Origin of the sequence: Enterobacter sp. CCUG 70166 (assembly GCF_020224095.1) — a bacterium.
GTDB lineage: Bacteria > Pseudomonadota > Gammaproteobacteria > Enterobacterales > Enterobacteriaceae > Enterobacter > Enterobacter intestinihominis.
In genome coordinates, this window is sequence record NZ_NRIQ01000001.1 from 113,893 (window position 1) to 135,366 (window position 21,474).

A 21,474-nucleotide genomic window follows, 5' to 3' on the forward strand; every position below is an offset into this window, starting at 1 on the left:
GCCGGGAATGGTAGCACAAACCCGGCCCGTAACGCGATCAGCGGCGGGTGGTGACCAGTGACACCATCATATCGATGTGTTCAGGGGAGTCGTTAAGCGCAGGAATGTATTCGTATTTCGTTCCGCCGGCCTCCATGAAGAACTCTTTGTTCTGGACGGCAATCTCTTCCAGCGTTTCCAGACAATCCGCCGAGAAGCCCGGCGACATAACCTGAATGTGCTTCACGCCCTTCTCGCCCAGCATTTTTAGCGTTTCATCAGTATACGGGGTCAACCACGGTTCACGGCCGAAGCGCGACTGGAAGGTCATCATCACCTTCTCAGGCGGCAGGCCGAGGGCGGAGACCAGTTCACGGGTGGTATCGCGGCAACGCTGGGGGTAATCGTCCCCTTCGTTCGCGAAACGCTGCGGAATACCGTGATAGGAGAGCAGCAGCAGATCCGGCTCGCCGTGTTTTTCAAACGACGCGCGCGCGCTGCTGGCAAGCGCCTGAATGTACAGCTCGTTATCGGCGTAGTCGCGGATAAAGGTGATGCCCGGTATACGGCGGCGGGTCGCCAGAATGCGTGCCAGTTCGTCCCAGACGGCAGCCACCGTGGAGCACGAATACTGCGGATAAAGGGCCAGCACCACAATGTGTTCAACGCCCTGCGCCAGCAGAGAGTCGACGGCGCTTTCCAGGGATGGCTTACCGTAGCTCATACCGAGCGCAACGGGCATGTCCGGCAGACGGGCGGCCAGCGCCTTCTCCTGACGACGGCTGTAGACCATCAGCGGCGAGCCTTCTTCCATCCACACGGACTGATAGAGCTTTGCTACACGCGGAGAACGAATCGGCAGAATGACACCACGCAGCAGTGGCCACCACAGCAGTCTTGGGGTATCCACGACGCGCGTGTCGCTTAAAAATTGTCGCAGGTAGCGTTTTACCGCCGCTGGAGTAGGTGCTTCTGGGGTGCCCAGATTGGCAAGCAGGATGCCGGTTTTCGCCTGACTCATTCACGCCTCTTAACCATTTGATAGGCTGTCAATTGTAGCGGAAATGCGTTTAAACGAAACCCATTGCTGTAATAGGTAAGATGAGAATTTTTCTCACCCGGGGCTCCGGGTGAGAGAGGTGCGCTTAGCCGAGGATTTTTTCCAGCTCTGCACGTACGTCAGCCACGGCTTTGGTGCCGTCAACTTTCGCGTATTTGGTGTTACCCGCCTGCGCCTCTTTGGAGTAGTAGCCGATCAGCGGTGCGGTCATCTGATGGTATTCCACCAGGCGTTTACGCACGGTTTCTTCCTGGTCGTCTTTACGGGTGGTCAGCTCTTCGCCGGTCACGTCGTCTTTGCCTTCAACCTTAGGCGGGTTGAATTTGATGTGGTAAACGCGGCCAGAGGCAGCGTGCACGCGACGGCCAACGATACGGTCAACGATCAGTTCGTCCGGTACATCGAACTCCAGCACGTAATCCACGTTGATGCCCGCTTCTTTCATGGCGTCAGCCTGAGGAATGGTGCGCGGGAAGCCGTCCAGCAGGAAACCATTGCGGCAGTCTTCCTGAGCAATGCGCTCTTTTACCAGCGCGATAACCAGTTCGTCGGTCACCAGCTTGCCTGCGTCCATGATGTCTTTAGCTTGTTTGCCCAGCTCGGAGCCAGATTTAACAGCGGCACGCAGCATGTCACCAGTAGAGATTTGCGGAATACCGTATTTCTCCATGATGAACTGAGCCTGAGTTCCCTTACCCGCGCCCGGAGCGCCAAGCAGAATAATACGCATTGCGAAAATCCCCTCAAATGTCGATTCAATTTTTCAAAAGCGCTAAACAATACCACCAGAACGGGTATCGCTCAAGGAAGGCGGGGAGGCTGAAACGGTTAACGGGGGGAGATTATTTGGGTTAGTGCGAGAATGCCCCCTCACCCTAACCCTCTCCCCAAAGGGGAGAGGGGACGATTATACCCTCTCCCCTTTGGGGAGAGGGCCAGGGTGAGGGGTAGGTTTTGTATTACGCCAGCAGCAGCGCATTCACACGTTTAATGAACAGGTTAGGATCTTCCAGGGTGCCGCGCTCGGCCAGCAGGGACTGATCCAGCAGCAGTTCAACCCACTCCGCAAAGCGGGCGTCGTCCTGGGTATCCGCCGCGCGTTTCACCAGCGGATGATCCGGATTAAGCTCAAAGATATATTTCACTTCCGGCACGGCCTGGCCCGCCGCAGCGAACAGTTTCGCCATCTGGGTGCTCATTTCGTCCGCATCGGTGGTGACAATGGCTGGCGTATCGGTCAGACGGTGCGTGAAGCGCACCTCTTTCACGCGGTCGCCCAGCAGGGTTTTCACGCGCTCAACGAACGGCTCCAGCGCCTTCTCGGCTTCCTTCGCGCTGTCGTCCACTTCATCCGCCAGCTTATCGATAGACTCGTCGGCTTTAGCAACGGACTGGAAGGATTTACCGTCGAACTCGGTCAGGTAGTTCATCATCCACTCGTCGATGCGGTCAGACAGCAGCAGCACTTCGATGCCTTTCTTACGCAGCAGCTCCAGATGCGGACTGCTCTTCGCTGCCGCATAGCTGTCGGCGGTGATGTAGTAGATCTTCTCCTGCCCTTCTTTCATTCGGGAGACGTACTCTTCCAGCGATACGGTCTGGGCGGAGGAGTCGTTGTGCGTAGAGGCGAAGCGCAGCAGTTTAGCGATAGCTTCCACGTTCGCGGTGTCTTCCGCCGGGCCTTCTTTCAGCACCAGGCCGAACTGTTTCCAGAAGGTCTGGTATTTTTCCGCATCGTCTTTCGCCAGTTTTTCCAGCATCTGCAACGCTCGCTTGGTCAGGGCGTTACGCAGGTTACGGGTGACGGTGCTGTCCTGGAGAATTTCACGGGAGACGTTCAGCGGCAGATCGTTGGAATCTATCAGGCCACGCACAAAGCGCAGGTAGTTCGGCATGAACTGCTCGGCGTCGTCCATGATGAAGACGCGCTGCACGTACAGCTTCAGGCCGTGCTTGTGATCGCGGTTCCACATGTCCCACGGCGCCTGCGCCGGAATGTACAGCAGGCTGGTGTACTCCTGCTTCCCTTCCACACGGTTGTGGCTCCAGGTCAGCGGGTCGGTAAAGTCGTGGGCGATGTGCTTGTAAAACTCGTTGTACTCGTCGTCTTTAATTTCAGCTTTGTTGCGCGTCCACAGCGCCTGCGCCTTGTTGATTTTCTCCCAGGAAACCACGGTTTCGCCGTCTTTCTCTTCCTGTTTTTCAATCTCAACCGGCAGCGCGATGTGGTCAGAATATTTGCTGATGATGGAGCGTACGCGCCAGTCGTTCAGGAAATCGTCTTCGCCTTCGCGCAGGTGCAGAGTGATTTCGGTGCCGCGATCCGCTTTGGTGATATCATCAACGGTGTATTCGCCTTCCCCTTTGGATTCCCACAGCACGCCGTTTTCGGCGCTGTCGCCCGCGGCGCGGGTGCGCACGGTGACTTTATCCGCCACGATGAATGCCGAGTAGAAGCCTACGCCGAACTGACCGATCAGCTGGCTGTCTTTCGCCTGGTCAGAGCCCATAGACTCGAGGAACGCTTTGGTGCCGGATTTAGCGATGGTGCCGAGATGGTCGATCACCTCGTCGCGGTTCATCCCGATGCCATTATCGGCAATCGTCAGGGTGCGGTTCTCTTTATTAAAAGAGACGCGCACGCGCAGTTCGCCATCGCCTTCGTACAGATCCGGGTTGGACAGCGCGCGGAAGCGCAACTTGTCCGCCGCATCGGAGGCGTTGGAAATCAGTTCACGCAGGAAGATTTCTTTGTTGGAATACAGGGAATGGATCATCAGGTGCAGAAGCTGTTTTACTTCTGACTGGAAACCACGGGTTTCTTGTCCTTTCATCTAAGTCGACCTCAACAATGCCATTTAATGGGGTTGTAAAACGTTGAGTGAGAGATGGGGATAAGGGGGGGAATTTTCAAGCGGAGGCCGCGCACGCAGCCTCCGTTTGGTCAGAAAATAATCTTGTGTCGTCCGGCCAGCGAGTGCGACAGCGTGGTGCCGTCGACCATCTCCAGCTCACCGCCGACCGGCACGCCGTGGGCGATGCGGCTGGCGTCAACGCCGTACTGCGCGCACAGCTCGGCGATGTAGTTGGCGGTTGCCTCCCCTTCCACCGTCGGGTTGGTGGCGAGGATCACCTCTTTGATCGTCTCGGACTCAAGACGCTGTTCAAGACGATCGAGACCGATATCATCCGGGCCGATGCCGTCCAGCGGGGAGAGATGCCCCATCAGCACGAAATAGCGGCCGGAAAACTGCCCGGTTTGTTCGATGGCGTAGATGTCCGCCGGACTCTCCACCACGCAAATCTGACCGTTTTCCTGACGACGCGGGTTCGTACAGATGTTACAGACGTCCTGCTCGGTAAAGGTCCGGCAATCCGCACAGTGGCCAATTTCTGACATGGCGCGGGTCAGAGCCTGCGCCAGGCGCATCCCGCCGCTGCGGTCGCGCTGCAATAGCGTAAACGCCATACGCTGCGCCGACTTCGGGCCAACGCCCGGCAGGCAGCGCAGTGCTTCCATTAACTGCGTGAGCAGCGGACTGGTTTGCATCAGAATGGCATCTTAAAGCCCGGCGGCAGTTGCATACCGCTGGAAACAGAGGCCATTTTCTCTTTCTGGGTTTCGTCGATACGGCGAGCGGCATCGTTAAACGCGGCTGCAACCAGATCTTCCAGCATCTCTTTATCGTCTTCGAGCAGGCTCGGGTCGATTTCAACGCGACGGCAGTTATGCGCACCGTTGATGGTCACCTTGACCAGACCGGCACCGGATTCACCCGTGACTTCCAGCTGAGCGATCTCTTCCTGCATCTTCTGCATTTTTTCCTGCATCTGCTGAGCCTGCTTCATCAGGCCACCCAGACCGCCTTTTCCACCAAACATAGGCTTCTCTCTTCTTTCACGTTAAGGATTACAACCGTAAGTCAGACTCACGATCAAAGGGGGCGAATACTCTCTTCATCCAGATCGGCGTCGAAGAACCGGCGCAGGGTCTGGATGTTGTTATCCGCGATAATCGACTCGCGCGCCTGCGCGAGCTTCTCTTCATAAATCGCCTGTCGCCACTCGAGCGGCGTTTTCACCGCCGGATTATCATCTTCAATGATAGTCAATTCAACCGGCACACCCTGTAATGCGGTAAGCGCCTCGGCCAGCGCCTTTTGCGCGCCTGGGGAGTTGAGGTGCCGCTGGCCAGGGCGCAGGTGCAGACGCACCTGATTGCCTTCCTGCTCTTTCCAGGCATTCAGCGCGACCTGCTCCACCAGCTTCGGCAGCTGAAGTTTGCTGACCTCAGCGGCCCAGGCGTCGCGCTCGATGGACTCTTCCGCGAGCTTCGCGGACAGCTCCGGCGTTTTTTCATGCTCAAGCGCCTTTTTCAGCGCTTTTGGCGTGGCGACCACTTCCTTGACCGTTTCAACAACGGTAGTCGCCTTCCAGCGGTATGCCTCTTCTTTCGCCGGGGCTTTTTGCTCGAGCGCGGACGGTGCCGGACGCGACTGCACGCGCTCCGTTACCGAGGCCAGTCGTTCAAGCGCGGCGTTGTTCACCGGCCGCGCTCTTGCAGGCGCTGCCGGTTCACTCTTTTTTGGTTTGGTTGCTCCCTGCGCACGTTGCAACTGGCTTCGTGCGGCAAGCACCGAACTGGTGGCATCCGACAGCGGCACGTTCTGCGGCGGCGGCGATGCCGGTTGCGGTGGCACCTGCTGCGGTGACATTACCGCGGTCGGCGCAACCGGCGCAAAGGACTGCCGGGGCGTTTCCGGCTCCGGCAATGGCTTGCGCGGATGGAAGGCCAGCGCGCGCAGCAGCGTCATTTCAACGCCCATCCGGCGATCCGGTGCAAACGGCAGCTCTTTGCGGCCAATCAGCAGGGTTTGATAATAAAGCTGCACGTCAGCCGGCGGCACGGTGCGCGCAAGTTCACGCATCCGCTGTTCAATGGTCGCCATGTCCGCGCCAATGGCCGACGGAGACAATTGCAGCATCGCCACGCGATGCAGCAGGCTGAGCATCTCGACCAGCAGCGCTTCCCATTCAATGCCACGGGCGGCGGCATCGTTGACAAGGGTCATTACCCGCTCACCGTTGGCGGCAATCATCGCTTCGATAAGCGACAGCGCCTGATCGTCATCCAGCGTGCCGAGCATGGTGCTGACCGCGTCAGTGGAAAGCTTACCGTCACCGCTGGCAATTGCCTGGTCAGTCAGGCTCAGCGCATCACGCAGGCTTCCGTCCGCCGCGCGGGCCAGCAGCTGCAGGGCGCGCGGCTCGTGAACGATCTTCTCTTCATCAAGAATGTGTTCAAGCTGAGCGCGGATCTGCTCAACGTCCAGCGCCTTCAGATGAAATTGCAGGCAGCGCGACAGGATCGTGACCGGCAGCTTTTGCGGATCGGTGGTCGCCAGCAGGAATTTGACATGCGCAGGCGGCTCTTCCAGCGTTTTCAGCAGGGCGTTGAAGCTGTGGCGCGACAGCATGTGCACTTCATCGATCAGATAGACCTTGAAGCGGCCGCGCGCCGGGGCGTACTGCACGTTGTCGAGCAGATCGCGGGTGTCTTCCACCTTGGTGCGCGAGGCGGCGTCGATCTCGATCAGATCGACAAAACGCCCCTGCTCGATCTCGCGGCAGTTGTCACATACGCCGCACGGGGTGGCGGTGATCCCGGTTTCGCAGTTCAGACCTTTTGCCAGCAGGCGGGCAATAGAGGTTTTACCGACGCCACGGGTGCCGGAGAAAAGATAGGCGTGATGGATGCGACCTAGCGACAAGCCGTTCGCCAGGGCCGTCAGCACATGTTCCTGACCGACAACGTCAGCAAAGGTTTGTGGTCGCCATTTACGGGCTAACACCTGATAACTCATGGGCAGGCTCTGCAACGCTGGAAGGTGAATTAATGGAGGGGAATGCTATCACAACCTCACCCATTGAGCGAGGTTGTGAGATACGGGATTAATGTCCCGGGAAAGGCACCAGGCTGTAGCTGGTAATACCCTGTTTTTCCAGGCGCTGCTCGCCGCCGAGATCGAACAGGTTGATGATGAAGGCCGCGTCGGTCACTTCCCCGCCCAGACGACGGATCAGCTTCACGGTCGCTTCGATGGTGCCGCCGGTTGCCAGCAGATCGTCCACCACCAGCACTTTGTCGCCTGGCTTGATGGCATCAACGTGAATTTCCAGCTGATCGGTGCCGTATTCCAGCTCATAGCTCTCAGCAATGGTTTCACGCGGCAGTTTGCGCGGCTTACGCACCGGCACAAAACCCACGCCCATCGCCAGCGCAACCGGTGCGCCGAACAGGAAGCCACGGGCTTCGGTACCTACTACTTTGGTGATCCCGGCGTTTTTATAACGCTCAACCAGCAGTTCAATGCTGAGGGCGTACGCTTTCGGGTCTTCCAGCAAGCTGGTGACATCACGGAAAAGAATGCCAGGCTTTGGATAATCCTGGATACTTTTGATGCTATTTTTCAGATATTCAAGCTGCTGTGCAGTTGCGGTCATCGGTTTGTGCCTAAATGAAACAGTGTTACTCACGGCGCGCGACGAGTCGGTCAAAGTAACAGTTGTTTAACCTTTGACCAGGCGCACCTGTGCTCGAAAACGGTCGAATTTACTGGCTGTGCGCCATAATTGCAACCGCCATGATGAGGCTTCAGTGCTTTTGTTGCTTTTCATCAACCACGGGGATCCGCCACATGAAGATCAGCAGGCAGACCAGGATCGCCAGCAGCAGAATGCGCACCCACATCATTTTCACCAGCCATAACGAGACGGCGAAGGTGATCAGGATGAAGGCAATGGCGCGCGGCTTGGCCCCGGGCGGCATGGCCCGGTGTTTTTGCCAGTGCCGCAGGTAGCCGCCAAACCACGAACGGTACAGGAGCCAGTGGTGAAAACGCGGCGACGAGCGGGCGAAGCACCAGGCGGCCAACAGGATGAACGGGGTGGTCGGCAGCAAGGGCAATACGATGCCTAGCGTACCCAACACTACCGCGAGCCAGCCAATGATGATTAAAATAGTACGCTGCATAATGCGAATCGTTATCAAACTGAACGGCTACTTTACCACTGGAGAGCGCATTGAAAACAGCACTGCTTCTTGAGAGGCTGCAAAATCAGCTGATCGCGCTGCGGGCGCAGGCCACACCGCTGATGGGACATGCTACGCTGAAACCGCGCTTTGACCGGCAGCTCTTCCGCACCCGCAGTACCGTCATTCAGGATTACCTTGCTGAAATGCAGACCAACCTCGACGAGCTTCGCCACGCGGTTGAGAGTGAACAGCAGGAACAGGTGGTGTGGCTTGCGGAGCATCTTACTGAGCAGATCACCGCCCTGCACCGCGAAATCGCCGCCTGGCCGCTACGGGCGTGGGACAGCGCCTCGCCTGGGCTCGGAAAATGGCAGCGCAAGCGGCTGGAGAACCAGGAGTTTGAGCGGCGTCTGTTTGAGATGAAGTGTGAGCGCAAAGCCCGCCTGACCACCAGCGAAACGCTGCAAGAGCAGCAGTTATTAATGCGTGAAATCAGCGCGCTGGAAGGCCGCATCGTCCGCTGCCGTCAGGCGCTGGATGAGATTGAACGCGTCATTGAACGCCTGACCCGTTAACAGGAGCCACTAATGTCACTGGAAAATGCCCCCGACGAGGTCAAGCTGGCCGTCGATTTAATTATGCTGCTGGAGAATCACGAGATCCCGGCGGAGACGGTGCTGAAAGCGCTGGAGATTGTGCGGCGGGATTTTGAGGGAAAGGTGAAGGCCGGTTGCCCTCACCCTCACCCTAGCCCTCTCCCTGGAGGGAGAGGGGACCGTTAGGTGCGGTTTGAAAGATCTGCCCTGATTCGCTTTTTACCCTCTCCCCTCTGGGGAGAGGGCAGGGTGAGGGGCGGAGTTTTCGTCACCCTTAATCTCGCGCTTCACTTCCGTATGTTCGTCACCTTTCTCGTTACGCAGGTGAACCTCAAGCTGATTGAAGGCGATATTAATGTTGTTTTCACGGCACAGACGGTCAATGGTGCGGTTCAGCTCATCGACGGTGTAGCTGCGATCGCGTAGTTCGCGTACGTACAGGCGCAGCTCGTGATCCAGCGTGCTTGGCCCGAAGGTGGTGAAGAACACGTCAGGCGCAGGATCGTGCATCACTTTAGGATGTGATTTCGCGGCTTCCAGCAGGACCTCTTTCACTTTATCCAGATCTGAACCATAGGCCACCCCGAGTCGGACCACCACGCGCGTCGTAGTATCCGAAAGCGACCAGTTGATCAGTCGCTCGGTCACGAAGGCTTTGTTCGGGATGATCACCTCTTTACGATCGAAGTCAGTGATGGTGGTCGCACGAATACGGATCTTGCTGACGGTCCCGGAGAAGGTGCCGATGGTGACGGTATCGCCGATACGCACCGGACGTTCGAACAGGATTATCAGGCCAGAAACAAAGTTACCGAAGATCTCCTGCAAGCCGAAGCCCAGACCTACCGACAGCGCCGCCGCCAGCCACTGGAGTTTATCCCACGAGACGCCCAGCGAGCCGAATACCGTCATCGCCCCGACAATAATAATGACGTAGTTCAGGATGGTGGTAATGGCATACGACGCCCCCTGACGCAGGTTCAGCCTTGAGAGCACCAGCACTTCCAGCAGACCAGGCAGGTTGCGGATCAACGCCCAGGCCACCACCGACGACACCAGCGCAAAGAGCAGGCTGCCCATGGTGACGCTTTTCATTACCGCAGCGCCCGCTTCGGTACCGTTGTATTGCCAGAGGGTGATACTGTCGAGGTAGGCGAAGACGGTAATTAAATCAGACCAGATGGCCCAGAACATCACCGCAAACAGCGCAATCATCACCAGCATGGTAATACGCATCGTTTGCTGGTTGACCTGCTCCAGGGCAATGGTCGGCTCTTCCTGCGGCTCAGCCCCTTCAGCCCCCTCTTTAACCTGATGCTGTCGACGGGCAACAGCGCGACGATACGCAATGCGGCGCGCCGCCACGCTCAAACCGCGCAGCACGGTCTGGAACAGCAGGTTCCACAGGATCACCAGATACACGGTTTCAATCCAGCGGCCTGACAGACGAAGCGTGGTATAGAAGTAACCCGTTGCCGTAAGGACCATCAGCGCCAGCGGAATGATCGCCAGCACCGTTACGGTAACCAGACGAAGATTGTGGGACTCTTTATCACGCCAGCTGTCGCGGCACATCGGCCACATCAGGACGGCTATCAGCAGCAGGTTCAGCATAATTACCAGCTGTCCCAGCACGTCATCCATCAGATGCAGCGGCGAAAGCTCGGCCACAACGGACCAGAAGTGCAGCGGCAACAGCGCGAGGCTGATACGTACAATCTGGCGACGCCAGTGGCTGGTGAGTTTCTCCGGCATGTTGAAGTGTCGGACCGCGACGCCATCTTTTTCCAGCACTTTCCAGCACAGACCAAACACCAGCCAGAACAGCGCCAGCTTTTTGCTGAACGCCCACAGCAGGTCGCTGATATTGAGCTGCATGGTCAACAGGATCAGGCCGACGGCGAGGATCAGCAGGCAGACCGGCAGAGCACTGATCAGATCGATCAGGATCGCTTTCGGGGTGTGCAGCTGGCTGTCGTTACGCAGTTGCCCCACTTCCGAGGCCAGCTTCGCCTGGTACTGCTTCAGCCATTTCAAACGCCAGCGTATTACTCCGGCGATGAGCAGCAAAGGCAGACCCGCAAGGAAGGCAATCATTACCGCAGGCCAGGCTTTCTCCCAGTTCACGGTAATTTTCATGCTTTTGATCTGGGATTTCAGCGTTTCAGGGAAAGATTTAAACCAGTCCCAGTCCATGGGTTTGTTGCTGTTCACCCAGAAAATCTGCTGGGTCAGGATCTCCTGGAGGCTTTTAGACACGCTCACCAGCTGCTGCTGGTTGATTTGCAGGTTAATCGCCATCATCAGCTGGTTGCCCAGCTGCTTATTAAGCTGATCGAGCAGTTCGCGGCGCATATCCACAACCTGCAACAGCGCGTCGTGAACTTCACCGTTTACTTCACTTGAATGGCCTTCTTCCACTTTGGCAACAAACGTATCGCTCTGGAACAGGGCATCGCGCTGCTGGTTAACGTCAAACTGTTCAAGACGCAAATCCGCAATGCGGTTGGTCATGTCTTCCAGCTCGTCGGCGGACGGCAGCGTCTGCTGCTGCTGGTAAAGAATGCGCGACAGCAGCAGGCTTCCCTTCAGGACGGCAATCTGCTCTTTGACATTGCGCTCAGCCTGCAAAGCGCGATCCAGCCAGTTTTTGACTTTAATATTCTGCTGCACCAGCGCGCTGCCGCTTTCAGTCGCCTGAATCAGGCGCTCGCTCAGCTGATGGTTAATTTCCAGCTCCTGCTTCACCAGCGGATTGGCCTGGATACGCGCCGTTTCGTCTGGCGAGACCGCTTCCTGCGCCGTTTTTTCGGTCAGCGTCAGGCGCTTGCTGTTCACCGCCTCCTGCAACAGCTGAAGCTGATGCTCGAGCCGGTTGATATTCGCGTTCACGTAGTCACGCTGTTTTTGCAGCGCATCCTGCAACACCGTGTTGCCTTCCAGACTCTTACGCTGCTGTTCAATCTCCGCGTTCAGCAGCGTCTGCTGGATGTTCAGCAGCGTTTGCTGGGTCGGTCGAAGCGCCCCTTCCCCCACGGTAATGCCATTCAGACGGTTACGTATCTGCTGTAGCTGTTGCGATGCAGAATACATGGCGTTCTGCACGCGCTCAGGCTGGGTTTGCAGCGAAACCAGCTGGCTGTTATAGGTCGAGAGATCGGACTGCGCCGTTTGCAGATCGTCCAGCAGCTGCGCCACGCGCGACTCAAGCTGGCGCAACGAAAGCGTGGCAAGCGTTTTTCGGGTTTCATCGTCGTTATCAACGTCGCTAAGCGCGTTCAGGGCCTCCGTTGCTTTACGCATGTTCTCCGGCGCCTGAGCGACCTTCTGCCGCAGCTGGGCCGTTTCGGCTTTGATGCGATCGATCTTATCCAGCGTATCCAGGGTTTCCGTCAGGTCCTGCTGAACGAGCTTTTCCTGGGCGGAGAGATCTTTTTGTTTATTCAGGGTGTCGAGTTGCGACTGAACCTCGGCACGCGTCGGGACGTCACTGCCGTTGTCTGCACGGGCCCAGGAATGCGGTGCGGCTGCAAAGAAAAACAGCAGGATCAAAAAAACGGCCAGAACAGAATGTGTCGAGCGATAGGTGTGCAGCATAGTCGTGAATGTGATCTGAGAAATGACCGAAAATAGTCGGGCGTGAAGAATATCACGCCCGGCTAAAGCAGAATAGCGGGAAGGTAATCCTCTAAGACATTTCCTGGAAAGATTCAGGCAGTAAGCGGCGCTCCCTCGCTGCGGAGGGTCGGGCAAAGCTGGCACATCTCCAGGAAAATCGCGACGTAGCTGCGCGCCTCTGATTTCAGATCGAACGACTGCGGGGCGAAAAGCCAGTTTTCCATCAGGCCGGAAATATAGCTGCGCATCAGGATCGCCGCCCGGCGCGTTAACAGCGTAGCGGGAAGCATGTCGGCCTGCATACATTCCTTAAGAACTTGCTCGATGCGATCGTAGCTTTCCAGACACAGGTCGCGCTGCGCCTGCTGAACCACCGCCATTTCGCCAACAAACTCACATTTATGGAAGATGATTTCCATCATCAGACGTCGGCGTTCTTCCACAACAGTCGCTTCAAGGATATATACTAATATTTCTCTTAATACTGAGAGTGGATCGTGAGGGAATTTTGCCCGATACTCACTCTCAAGATCGCTGATGCTGGACTCTGAAAGCTCCCAGATTTCACCAAACAGATCTGACTTGTCTTTAAAATGCCAGTAAATCGCTCCCCGCGTGACGCCCGCGGCCTGAGCAATCTGCGCCAGCGAGGTTGCCGAAACACCCTGCTGTGAGAACAAACGCATTGCCACATCCAGAATGTGTTGTCGGGTTTCCAGCGCTTGTTGTTTGGTTTTTCGTGCCATACGTTGATGAATTTACAGGAGTCAGATTTACATACATTTATGAATGTATGTACCATAGCATGACGATAATATAAACGCAGCAATGGGTTTTTAGACTCAGGACCCTTGATCAATTTGAAATCGGACACTCGAGGTTTACATATGAACAAAAACAGAGGGTTAACGCCTCTGGCGGTCGTTCTGATGCTCTCAGGCAGCTTAGCGCTTACAGGATGTGACGACAAAGAGGCTCAACAAGGAGCTCAGCAGGTGCCAGAAGTTGGCGTCGTGACGCTCAAATCCGAACCTCTCCAGATGACAACAGAACTACCGGGCCGCACCAGCGCCTATCGCATTGCAGAAGTACGTCCGCAGGTGAGCGGTATCATCCTGAAACGTAACTTCACCGAAGGCGGTGATGTGAAAGCAGGTGAGTCTCTTTATCAGATTGATCCAGCAACCTATCAGGCGTCTTATGAGAGCGCTAAAGGCGATCTGGCGAAAGCAGAAGCGGCAGCCAAAATTTCGCAACTGACGTTGAATCGTTACAAGAAACTGCTCGGCACGCAGTACATCAGTCAACAGGATTACGATTCTGCCCTGGCCGATGCACAGCAAGCCAATGCAGCCGTTGTGGCGGCGAAAGCGGCGGTAGAAACCGCGCGTATTAACCTCGCCTACACCAAAGTGACCTCCCCTATCAGCGGTCGTATTGGTAAATCAGCCGTCACCGAAGGTGCGCTGGTGCAGAACGGTCAAACCAACGCGCTGGCCACCGTGCAGCAGCTTGACCCGATCTACGTTGACGTTACACAGTCCAGCAACGATTTCCTGCGTCTCAAACAGGAGCTTGCCAGCGGACAACTGAAACAGGAAAACGGTAAAGCCAAAGTTGAACTGGTTACCAGCGACGGTATCAAGTTCTCACAGACAGGCACACTGGAATTTTCTGATGTGACCGTCGATCAGACCACCGGCTCTATCACCATCCGCGCTATTTTCCCGAATCCGGATAAAACCCTGCTGCCGGGTATGTTCGTACGCGCCCGTCTTGAAGAAGGGACTAACCCAAGCGCCATTCTGGTTCCGCAGCAAGGTGTGACCCGTACGCCACGCGGCGATGCGAGCGCGCTGGTTGTGGGTGCCGATAACAAAGTCGAAACACGCAATATCACTGCAACGCAGGCGATTGGCGACAAGTGGCTGGTAACGGAAGGTCTGAAAGATGGCGATCGCGTGATTATTACTGGTTTGCAAAAAGTTCGTCCTGGCGCGCAGGTCAAAGCTCAGGAAGTGAAATCTGACGACAAACAACAAGCATCGGCCGCTGGCCAGTCAGAACAAACCAAGTCTTAACTTAAACAGGAGCCGTTAAGACATGCCTAATTTCTTTATCGATCGCCCCATATTTGCGTGGGTGATCGCCATTATCATCATGCTGGCCGGGGGACTTGCGATCCTGAAGCTGCCTGTTGCGCAATATCCAACGATTGCGCCGCCGGCAGTGACGATCTCCGCAACCTACCCGGGCGCTGATGCCAAAACGGTCCAGGACACCGTTACGCAGGTTATCGAACAGAACATGAACGGTATCGATAACCTGATGTACATGTCCTCAAACAGTGACTCAACCGGTACAGTTCAGATTACCCTGACCTTTGAATCCGGTACGGATGCGGACATTGCGCAGGTTCAGGTGCAGAACAAACTGCAGCTGGCGATGCCCCTGCTGCCGCAGGAAGTGCAACAACAGGGTGTGAGCGTCGAGAAATCGTCCAGTAGCTTCCTGATGGTTGTCGGCGTGATTAACACCGATGGCACCATGACGCAGGAAGATATTTCCGACTACGTGGGCGCCAACATGAAGGACGCCATCAGCCGTACGTCTGGTGTGGGTGACGTTCAGCTGTTCGGTTCACAGTACGCGATGCGTATCTGGATGGATCCGAATAAGCTGAACAACTTCCAGCTGACCCCGGTTGACGTGATCAGCGCAATTAAAGCGCAAAACGCCCAGGTTGCAGCCGGTCAGTTAGGCGGCACGCCGCCGGTGAAAGGCCAGCAGCTTAATGCGTCTATCATCGCGCAAACGCGTCTGACCTCGGCGGATGAGTTCAGTAAAATTCTGCTGAAGGTGAATCAGGACGGTTCGCAGGTTCGCCTGCGTGACGTGGCGAAAGTGGAGCTGGGTGGCGAGAACTACGACGTTATTGCGAAGTTCAACGGTAAACCGGCTTCCGGTTTAGGTATCAAACTGGCGACGGGTGCGAACGCCCTGGACACCGCGACGGCTATCCGTGCAGAACTGAAGAAGATGGAACCGTTCTTCCCGTCAGGTCTGAAAATTGTTTACCCGTATGACACCACGCCGTTCGTTAAAATTTCGATTCACGAAGTGGTAAAAACCCTGGTTGAGGCGATCATCCTCGTCTTCCTGGTAATGTACCTGTTCCTGCAAAACTTCCGCGCAACGCTGATCCCAACCATCGCCGTGCCGGTTGTACTGCTCGGCACCTTCGCGGTTCTGGCGATATTTGGCTATTCGATAAACACCCTGACGATGTTCGGGATGGTGCTCGCCATCGGCCTGCTGGTGGATGACGCCATCGTAGTGGTCGAAAACGTTGAGCGTGTGATGGCGGAAGAAGGCCTGCCGCCGAAGGAAGCAACCCGTAAATCAATGGGCCAGATCCAGGGCGCGCTGGTCGGTATCGCGATGGTTCTGTCTGCGGTATTTATCCCGATGGCCTTCTTCGGTGGTTCAACCGGTGCGATTTACCGTCAGTTCTCTATTACCATCGTTTCCGCGATGGCGCTGTCGGTGCTGGTAGCCCTGATTCTGACGCCAGCCCTGTGTGCGACCATGCTGAAGCCGATTAAGAAAGGTGGCCACGGCGAGCACAAAGGGTTCTTCGGCTGGTTTAACCGCATGTTTGATAAGAGTACGCATCACTACACCGACAGCGTGGGGAACATCCTGCGCAGCACCGGTCGTTATCTGCTGCTCTATATCATCATCGTGGTGGGCATGGCTTTCCTGTTTGTTCGTCTGCCAAGCTCGTTCCTGCCAGATGAAGACCAGGGCGTGTTCCTGAGCATGGCTCAGCTTCCGGCGGGTGCGACGCAAGAACGTACGCAAAAAGTGCTGGATGAGATGACCGACTACTTCCTGACCAAAGAGAAAGACAACGTCGAATCCGTGTTTGCGGTTAACGGCTTTGGCTTCGCGGGTCGTGGTCAGAACACCGGTATTGCCTTCGTTTCTCTGAAAGACTGGTCCGAACGTCCGGGTGATGAGAACAAAGTTGAAGCCATTACCAACCGGGCCATGGGTACCTTCTCACAGATTAAAGATGCGATGGTCTTCGCCTTTAACCTGCCAGCGATTGTTGAACTGGGTACGGCGACCGGCTTCGATTTCCAGCTGATTGACCAGGGCGGTCTGGGCCACGAAAAACTGACTCAGGCGCGTAACCAGCTATTTGGCGAGGTGGCTAAACACCCTGACCTGCTGGTGGGCGTGCGTCCTAACGGTCTGGAAGATACGCCGCAGTACAAGATCGATATCGACCAGGAAAAAGCACAGGCGCTGGGTGTGTCCATCAGTGACATCAATACCACGCTGGGTGCAGCCTGGGGTGGCAGCTACGTCAACGACTTCATCGACCGTGGTCGCGTGAAGAAAGTGTACGTCATGTCCGAAGCGCAATACCGTATGCTGCCGAACGATATCAACAACTGGTACGTTCGCGGCAGCGATGGCCAGATGGTGCCGTTCTCCGCCTTCTCAACTTCGCGCTGGGAATACGGTTCGCCGCGTCTGGAGCGTTATAACGGCTTGCCATCGATGGAGATCCTCGGTCAGGCGGCGCCGGGCCGAAGCACCGGTGAAGCCATGAACCTGATGGAAGAGTTGGCCAGCAAACTGCCTGCGGGTATTGGCTACGACTGGACCGGTATGTCCTATCAGGAACGTCTGTCCGGTAACCAGGCCCCTGCCCTGTACGCCATTTCACTGATTGTGGTGTTCCTGTGTCTGGCGGCATTGTATGAGAGCTGGTCGATTCCGTTCTCCGTTATGCTCGTGGTTCCGCTGGGGGTTATCGGTGCGCTGCTTGCCGCAACCTTCCGAGGGCTGACTAACGACGTTTACTTCCAGGTGGGCCTGCTGACAACCATTGGCTTGTCGGCGAAGAACGCGATACTTATCGTCGAATTCGCCAAAGATCTGATGGAGAAAGAAGGTAAAGGCCTGATTGAAGCAACGCTTGAAGCCGTTCGTATGCGTCTGCGTCCAATCCTGATGACGTCCCTGGCGTTTATCCTCGGCGTTATGCCGCTGGTTATCAGCTCAGGCGCAGGCTCCGGCGCACAGAACGCGGTAGGTACCGGTGTAATGGGTGGTATGGTCACTGCGACCGTTCTCGCCATCTTCTTCGTACCGGTGTTCTTCGTGGTGGTACGTCGCCGCTTTAGCCGCAAAAATGAAGATGTGGAGCACAATCATTCGGTAGAACATCACTGATACCGGTTTCACATGATAAAAAGGCCGCATTTGCGGCCTTTTTCATTTTCAGAAAAATTCATAAAATAGTCTTATTGTCGTTTTATTTATTTTCACCCGTCCTGATAAGACTTATCATAATAATCCGATAAGCTAATCGTAGAATTCAGCATTCTTTTAATATCAATTCATCGCCTAAAATATTCGGACAAATCCTAAATCATCGTAAATGCCGAAGACATCTGAATCCGGACTTCAAATGAAACATTGCGCTAACTCAATGAATCTTAAGGAACGGATTAAAAAAAGGGTTTCTCTCGATAAAAGTGTTCGCGTCAGAGGTCACATTTGCGTAAGCGCTCGCAAGGAAACGTTTTAATTGTAATTTTTCGTAATAGCGCGGTGAAATCCTGATCAGAGTGGCTTATAGTTAGAGTTATCAGGAACACAGCTCCCGTGTGGCTAAGCAAATTGTATCCATCCCGACATGATGTTCGGTGAGTAAAAAATCACTCAGAAGGGGATGCGCTATGGACGAGTACTCGCCAAAAAGGCATGATATCGCGCAGTTGAAATTTCTCTGCGAATCCTTGTACCATGACTGCCTTGCCAATCTTGAAGAAAGTAACCATGGCTGGGTGAACGATCCAACGTCTGCTATCAATTTACAGCTTAATGAGCTGATCGAGCATATCGCAACCTTCGCACTTAATTATAAAATTAAGTACAATGAAGATAATAAGTTGATAGAGCAAATTGATGAATACCTGGACGACACCTTTATGTTGTTCAGCAGCTACGGCATTAACGCACAGGATTTGCAGAAATGGCGTAAATCAGGAAACCGTCTATTTCGCTGCTTCACGAATGTCAGCAGAGCTAATCCGGTTAGTCTTTCCTGTTAAAATTATTACAAATACTAAGGTGAATTTTATGTCTGATAAACCATTAACTAAAGTCGATTATTTGATGCGCCTGCGACGCTGTCAGTCAATTGACACGCTCGAACGAGTTATTGAGAAAAATAAATACGAGCTGTCTGATAATGAACTGGCGGTATTTTATTCAGCTGCCGACCATCGTCTTGCTGAACTGACCATGAATAAACTCTATGACAAGATCCCCTCTTCGGTATGGAAATTTGTTCGTTAGTCGTTGAAGAGAGACTTTAAGGCACTACGCCCGTTGTTAAGCTGAATTTACCTTTCGTATTACGCTTCAAGTGCAAACGCCAGGTCCCCGCATAAAACGTATTTATATGCAAGAATGTTGTGACTCCCGTCACAGCCACTTTTAGGGAACGTTCCCTTTCTGGCTAATCCTCTTTACGCTACGTAAAACGATTCCAGAGAGGTTCCCATGAGTGAAGAAAAACAGAAGATGATTGCCGGTGAATATTATCGCCCCGGCGATGACACGCTGAGGGCTGACCGTTTACGCGCTCGTCATATTGTTCACCGCTATAACCATACCGCACCCGATGAGAAGGCCGAACGTCGCGCCTTATTAGCTGACCTGCTGGGTCAAAGCGAAGGCGCTTATATTGAGCCGAGCTTCCGCTGCGACTACGGCTATAACATCTATCTGGGCAACAATTTTTACGCCAACTTCGACTGCGTCATGCTGGACGTCTGCCCTATCCGCATTGGCGATAACTGTATGCTCGCACCGGGGGTGCACATTTATACGGCCACGCATCCTCTGGACGCGACCGAACGTAACAGCGGGCTGGAGTACGGTAAATCGGTCACCATAGGCCATAACGTCTGGATCGGCGGACGCGCGGTGATTAATCCGGGCGTGACCATTGGCGATAATGCGGTTATCGCTTCCGGCGCGGTAGTGACCAAAGACGTGCCGGCCAATGCGGTAGTGGGCGGGAATCCGGCGAAAATCATTAAAATGATCTAAGCGCATCCTGAGTAACTGTTATGCTTTTTCCTGGCATAACTGTTACTTTCATCGCATAAACCCCTCTCATAAAATAGGCAGATCACCTGTATTTTTAACAATCATAAAGGCAAAAAATGACAGAGATACAGCGCCTGCTTACCGCCACCATCGACGAGCTCAATACCCGCGAAAAGCGCGACAATCGTCCGCGCTTTAGCATCAGCTTTATTCGCAAACATCCCGGATTGTTCGTCGCCATGTACGCCGCCTGGCTGGCAACGCTTATCGTCATGCTGAAGTCTGAAACGCTGGTCGATTCCGTCTGGCTGCTGGTTGTGCTGTTCGTGGTGTTTAACGCGTTTTTCTTTTTCGACGTCAACCCGCGTTACCGGTATGAAGATATCGACGTACTCGATTTCCGCGTCTGCTACAACGGGGAGTGGTACAACACGCGTTACGTGCCGAAGGAGCTGATCGACAGCATCCTGCACTCGCCGGCTGTCGAAGCCGGGCAAAAAGAGAAGTTGCAGAAAATGGTCATCACCAAGGGCCAGCTCTCTTTTTATGATGTCTTTACCCTTTCCCGCCCCGCTGCTGTGTAATGAGCGCCTGAAGACGTCGAATACCCGGCGCAAACTGCGAAGCAGAGGTATTGCCGTAACCTAAAACCAGACCGGTTTGCCCCTGCGTCGTCTCAAGGTAGTACCCGCTCAGTGCAGCGGGTGCCAGCTGAAACGCTCTTGCCTGCTCCACCAGCCGCTGGTCGTCGATACCGTCAATCGCCAGCGCCAGGTGCATCCCTCCTTCTCCGGCAAGAACACGGTGCGGCGTATGAAGCTCTGCGCTTAGCACCTCCCGCAGCTGGCGGTATCGCTTACGATAAAGTCGGCGCATGGCGGCAAGATGTCGCGCATAGTGGCCTTCCTCAATAAATAGCGCCAGGGTGCGCTGTTCAGCGCGATGCCCGCCGCGCAGCAGCGAGCCGATGGCCGGACGCGCCGCCTTAGCCAGCGCTGGCGGTAATACCATGAACCCCATTCTGAGCGACGGAAACAGCGTTTTGCTGAACGTCCCCAGATACACAACGGGCGCATTGTTGACCATTCCCAGCATCGCCGGTACGGGCTCACCGGCATAACGGAATTCGCTGTCGTAATCGTCCTCAATGATCCACGCGCTGTGCTGCCGGGCCAGTTCCAGCAGCGCCAGACGCCGCCGCGCGCTGAGCACGCTTCCGTAAGGGAACTGATGCGATGGCGAGGTAAAAATCAGCGTGGGTGAAGGCGCACACAACCCTTCCCAGCACATCCCCTCGTCATCAACCGGTATGCCGCTCATCGCCAGGCCGGTTTTGACGAAAGCGCTTTTAGCGCCGCTATAGCCGGGATTTTCAACCCAGGCGACATCCCCCGGCTCGCTTAACAGCATCGTGCACAGATTGACGCCCTCCAGTGCCCCTTCGGTTATCACAATCTGGCTGGCATCGCAGTCAATGCCGCGGGAGAGCGCAAGATGGCGGGCAATGGCGGCCCGTAGCGTCGGCTCGCCGGCCGGGTCGCCATACCCTAACAGGGCGCTCCCCTCCTCGCGCAGGACGCGATCGTATAACCGCCGCCACAGCGGCAAGGGGAAATAGTTGATGGCAGGCGTTCCTGGCGTAAATGCCATCACCGGAGTGTCGCGCGGCACAGGCGCGGGCAGCAGGGCAACACGTTTTGTCAGCCTGACGTCCGGGTCCGGTAATGTCCGGGCAATCGTACGATGAGCGAATTGCCCCACCCGCGTACCCTGGCGGCTACGCAGCAAATAACCTTCGAGCGTGAGCTGGTCCAGCGCCGCATTAACGGTGTTTCGGGACACCGAGATCTGCTGCGCCAGCGTTCGCGAGCCGGGCAAATGACTGCCGGACCGAAGCCTTCCGCACAGTATGGCCTCCCGCAAAGCAAGGTAGAGCGCGCGTTGGAGCGTTTCTTCCCCACGTTTTTTCAGCGCAGCATGGAGCAGGGTGTATAGCTCATCACCCGGTATATTCATCTTTACCTCCTCGTGGTACCAGCAAAACA

Annotated in this window: 19 protein-coding genes and 1 other annotated feature; of the genes, 8 read left to right on the plus strand and 11 right to left on the minus strand. The window is 55.5% G+C overall.

The genetic code is table 11. The annotated features are described in order from the left end of the window. Positions 1 to 37 precede the first annotated feature (37 nt). The 8 genes from hemH to CKK19_RS00575 form a co-directional block, all read right to left on the minus strand. Positions 38 to 1,000: a ferrochelatase gene (gene hemH / locus CKK19_RS00540; protein WP_017383216.1), complete on the minus strand. Its 963-nt coding sequence runs from the start codon at positions 998 to 1,000 to the stop codon at positions 38 to 40. Positions 1,001 to 1,124: 124 nt separating this feature from the next. Continuing rightward, the gene (gene adk / locus CKK19_RS00545; protein WP_022647279.1) at positions 1,125 to 1,769 is read right to left on the minus strand and encodes an adenylate kinase; all 645 of its coding nucleotides are present in this window, start codon (positions 1,767 to 1,769) and stop codon (positions 1,125 to 1,127) included. A gap of 229 nt (positions 1,770 to 1,998) precedes the next feature. Next, on the minus strand, positions 1,999 to 3,873 hold the full coding sequence (htpG, locus tag CKK19_RS00550; RefSeq protein WP_015571245.1) for a molecular chaperone HtpG: 1,875 nt from the start codon (positions 3,871 to 3,873) through the stop codon (positions 1,999 to 2,001). A gap of 110 nt (positions 3,874 to 3,983) precedes the next feature. After that, on the minus strand, positions 3,984 to 4,589 hold the full coding sequence (gene recR, locus CKK19_RS00555) for a recombination mediator RecR (RefSeq protein ID WP_006809843.1): 606 nt from the start codon (positions 4,587 to 4,589) through the stop codon (positions 3,984 to 3,986). Further along, complete coding sequence (locus CKK19_RS00560) at positions 4,589 to 4,921, minus strand: YbaB/EbfC family nucleoid-associated protein (RefSeq protein WP_003858972.1); 333 nt, start codon at positions 4,919 to 4,921, stop codon at positions 4,589 to 4,591. The genes recR and CKK19_RS00560 overlap by 1 nt, the downstream gene beginning before the upstream one ends. 53 nt (positions 4,922 to 4,974) lie before the next feature. Further along, complete coding sequence (dnaX, locus tag CKK19_RS00565; protein ID WP_023299467.1) at positions 4,975 to 6,903, minus strand: DNA polymerase III subunit gamma/tau; 1,929 nt, start codon at positions 6,901 to 6,903, stop codon at positions 4,975 to 4,977. Next, positions 5,581 to 5,645: a sequence feature (DnaX frameshifting element), on the minus strand. (Overlaps the previous gene by 65 nt.) Before the next feature lie 88 nt (positions 6,904 to 6,991). Next, a complete protein-coding gene (gene apt, locus CKK19_RS00570; RefSeq protein WP_000127359.1) occupies positions 6,992 to 7,543 on the minus strand; it encodes an adenine phosphoribosyltransferase in 552 nt (183 codons plus the stop codon). Between the two features lie 151 nt (positions 7,544 to 7,694). Beyond that, positions 7,695 to 8,072, minus strand: a complete 378-nt coding sequence (locus CKK19_RS00575) for a DUF454 family protein (RefSeq protein ID WP_023299466.1) — start codon at positions 8,070 to 8,072, stop codon at positions 7,695 to 7,697. A gap of 50 nt (positions 8,073 to 8,122) precedes the next feature. Here CKK19_RS00575 and priC point away from each other — a divergent pair, with 50 nt between their 5' ends. Continuing rightward, a complete protein-coding gene (gene priC / locus CKK19_RS00580; RefSeq protein ID WP_063849493.1) occupies positions 8,123 to 8,650 on the plus strand; it encodes a primosomal replication protein N'' in 528 nt (175 codons plus the stop codon). Between the two features lie 12 nt (positions 8,651 to 8,662). Continuing rightward, on the plus strand, positions 8,663 to 8,857 hold the full coding sequence (gene rsmS, locus CKK19_RS00585; RefSeq protein WP_022647275.1) for a pleiotropic regulatory protein RsmS: 195 nt from the start codon (positions 8,663 to 8,665) through the stop codon (positions 8,855 to 8,857). 33 nt (positions 8,858 to 8,890) lie between these two features. On the opposite strand, the gene mscK is transcribed toward rsmS, so the two are convergent. Further along, the gene (gene mscK / locus CKK19_RS00590; RefSeq protein WP_063853706.1) at positions 8,891 to 12,268 is read right to left on the minus strand and encodes a mechanosensitive channel MscK; all 3,378 of its coding nucleotides are present in this window, start codon (positions 12,266 to 12,268) and stop codon (positions 8,891 to 8,893) included. 113 nt (positions 12,269 to 12,381) lie between these two features. Beyond that, positions 12,382 to 13,035 carry a multidrug efflux transporter transcriptional repressor AcrR gene (acrR, locus tag CKK19_RS00595; RefSeq protein ID WP_032624732.1) on the minus strand — a complete coding sequence of 218 codons (654 nt, stop codon included), beginning with the start codon at positions 13,033 to 13,035 and terminating at the stop codon, positions 12,382 to 12,384. Between the two features lie 141 nt (positions 13,036 to 13,176). Between acrR and acrA the strand changes: the two genes are divergently transcribed. The 6 genes from acrA (at position 13,177) to CKK19_RS00625 (ending at position 20,013) form a co-directional block, all read left to right on the plus strand. Next, complete coding sequence (gene acrA, locus CKK19_RS00600) at positions 13,177 to 14,370, plus strand: multidrug efflux RND transporter periplasmic adaptor subunit AcrA (protein ID WP_063853704.1); 1,194 nt, start codon at positions 13,177 to 13,179, stop codon at positions 14,368 to 14,370. A 22-nt stretch (positions 14,371 to 14,392) separates the two neighbouring features. Then, positions 14,393 to 17,539 (plus strand): multidrug efflux RND transporter permease subunit AcrB, encoded by a 3,147-nt coding sequence (gene acrB / locus CKK19_RS00605; RefSeq protein ID WP_023299464.1) that lies wholly within the window; start codon positions 14,393 to 14,395, stop codon positions 17,537 to 17,539. 509 nt (positions 17,540 to 18,048) lie between these two features. After that, positions 18,049 to 18,423, plus strand: a complete 375-nt coding sequence (tomB, locus tag CKK19_RS00610) for an Hha toxicity modulator TomB (protein WP_006809850.1) — start codon at positions 18,049 to 18,051, stop codon at positions 18,421 to 18,423. A gap of 28 nt (positions 18,424 to 18,451) precedes the next feature. Next, positions 18,452 to 18,670, plus strand: coding sequence for an HHA domain-containing protein (locus tag CKK19_RS00615; protein WP_015571250.1), 219 nt, complete (start codon positions 18,452 to 18,454; stop codon positions 18,668 to 18,670). A 207-nt stretch (positions 18,671 to 18,877) separates the two neighbouring features. Further along, positions 18,878 to 19,429: a maltose O-acetyltransferase gene (gene maa / locus CKK19_RS00620; RefSeq protein WP_022647270.1), complete on the plus strand. Its 552-nt coding sequence runs from the start codon at positions 18,878 to 18,880 to the stop codon at positions 19,427 to 19,429. Positions 19,430 to 19,545: 116 nt separating this feature from the next. Beyond that, the gene (locus CKK19_RS00625) at positions 19,546 to 20,013 is read left to right on the plus strand and encodes a YlaC family protein (protein ID WP_022647269.1); all 468 of its coding nucleotides are present in this window, start codon (positions 19,546 to 19,548) and stop codon (positions 20,011 to 20,013) included. Here CKK19_RS00625 and CKK19_RS00630 read toward each other — a convergent pair. After that, positions 19,985 to 21,445, minus strand: coding sequence for a PLP-dependent aminotransferase family protein (locus CKK19_RS00630; RefSeq protein WP_023299463.1), 1,461 nt, complete (start codon positions 21,443 to 21,445; stop codon positions 19,985 to 19,987). The genes CKK19_RS00625 and CKK19_RS00630 overlap by 29 nt on opposite strands. Between the last annotated feature and the right edge of the window lie 29 nt (positions 21,446 to 21,474).

Coding starts and splice junctions, on each gene's coding strand:
- htpG (WP_015571245.1), bottom strand. CDS start 3,873: ATGAAAGGACAAGAAACCCGTGGTTTCCAGTCAGAAGTAAAACAGCTT.
- mscK (WP_063853706.1), bottom strand. CDS start 12,268: ATGCTGCACACCTATCGCTCGACACATTCTGTTCTGGCCGTTTTTTTG.
- tomB (WP_006809850.1), top strand. CDS start 18,049: ATGGACGAGTACTCGCCAAAAAGGCATGATATCGCGCAGTTGAAATTT.
- CKK19_RS00630 (WP_023299463.1), bottom strand. CDS start 21,445: ATGAATATACCGGGTGATGAGCTATACACCCTGCTCCATGCTGCGCTG.
- CKK19_RS00575 (WP_023299466.1), bottom strand. CDS start 8,072: ATGCAGCGTACTATTTTAATCATCATTGGCTGGCTCGCGGTAGTGTTG.
- recR (WP_006809843.1), bottom strand. CDS start 4,589: ATGCAAACCAGTCCGCTGCTCACGCAGTTAATGGAAGCACTGCGCTGC.
- CKK19_RS00625 (WP_022647269.1), top strand. CDS start 19,546: ATGACAGAGATACAGCGCCTGCTTACCGCCACCATCGACGAGCTCAAT.
- acrB (WP_023299464.1), top strand. CDS start 14,393: ATGCCTAATTTCTTTATCGATCGCCCCATATTTGCGTGGGTGATCGCC.
- adk (WP_022647279.1), bottom strand. CDS start 1,769: ATGCGTATTATTCTGCTTGGCGCTCCGGGCGCGGGTAAGGGAACTCAG.
- hemH (WP_017383216.1), bottom strand. CDS start 1,000: ATGAGTCAGGCGAAAACCGGCATCCTGCTTGCCAATCTGGGCACCCCA.
- dnaX (WP_023299467.1), bottom strand. CDS start 6,903: ATGAGTTATCAGGTGTTAGCCCGTAAATGGCGACCACAAACCTTTGCT.
- maa (WP_022647270.1), top strand. CDS start 18,878: ATGAGTGAAGAAAAACAGAAGATGATTGCCGGTGAATATTATCGCCCC.
- rsmS (WP_022647275.1), top strand. CDS start 8,663: ATGTCACTGGAAAATGCCCCCGACGAGGTCAAGCTGGCCGTCGATTTA.
- CKK19_RS00615 (WP_015571250.1), top strand. CDS start 18,452: ATGTCTGATAAACCATTAACTAAAGTCGATTATTTGATGCGCCTGCGA.
- acrA (WP_063853704.1), top strand. CDS start 13,177: ATGAACAAAAACAGAGGGTTAACGCCTCTGGCGGTCGTTCTGATGCTC.
- apt (WP_000127359.1), bottom strand. CDS start 7,543: ATGACCGCAACTGCACAGCAGCTTGAATATCTGAAAAATAGCATCAAA.
- acrR (WP_032624732.1), bottom strand. CDS start 13,035: ATGGCACGAAAAACCAAACAACAAGCGCTGGAAACCCGACAACACATT.
- CKK19_RS00560 (WP_003858972.1), bottom strand. CDS start 4,921: ATGTTTGGTGGAAAAGGCGGTCTGGGTGGCCTGATGAAGCAGGCTCAG.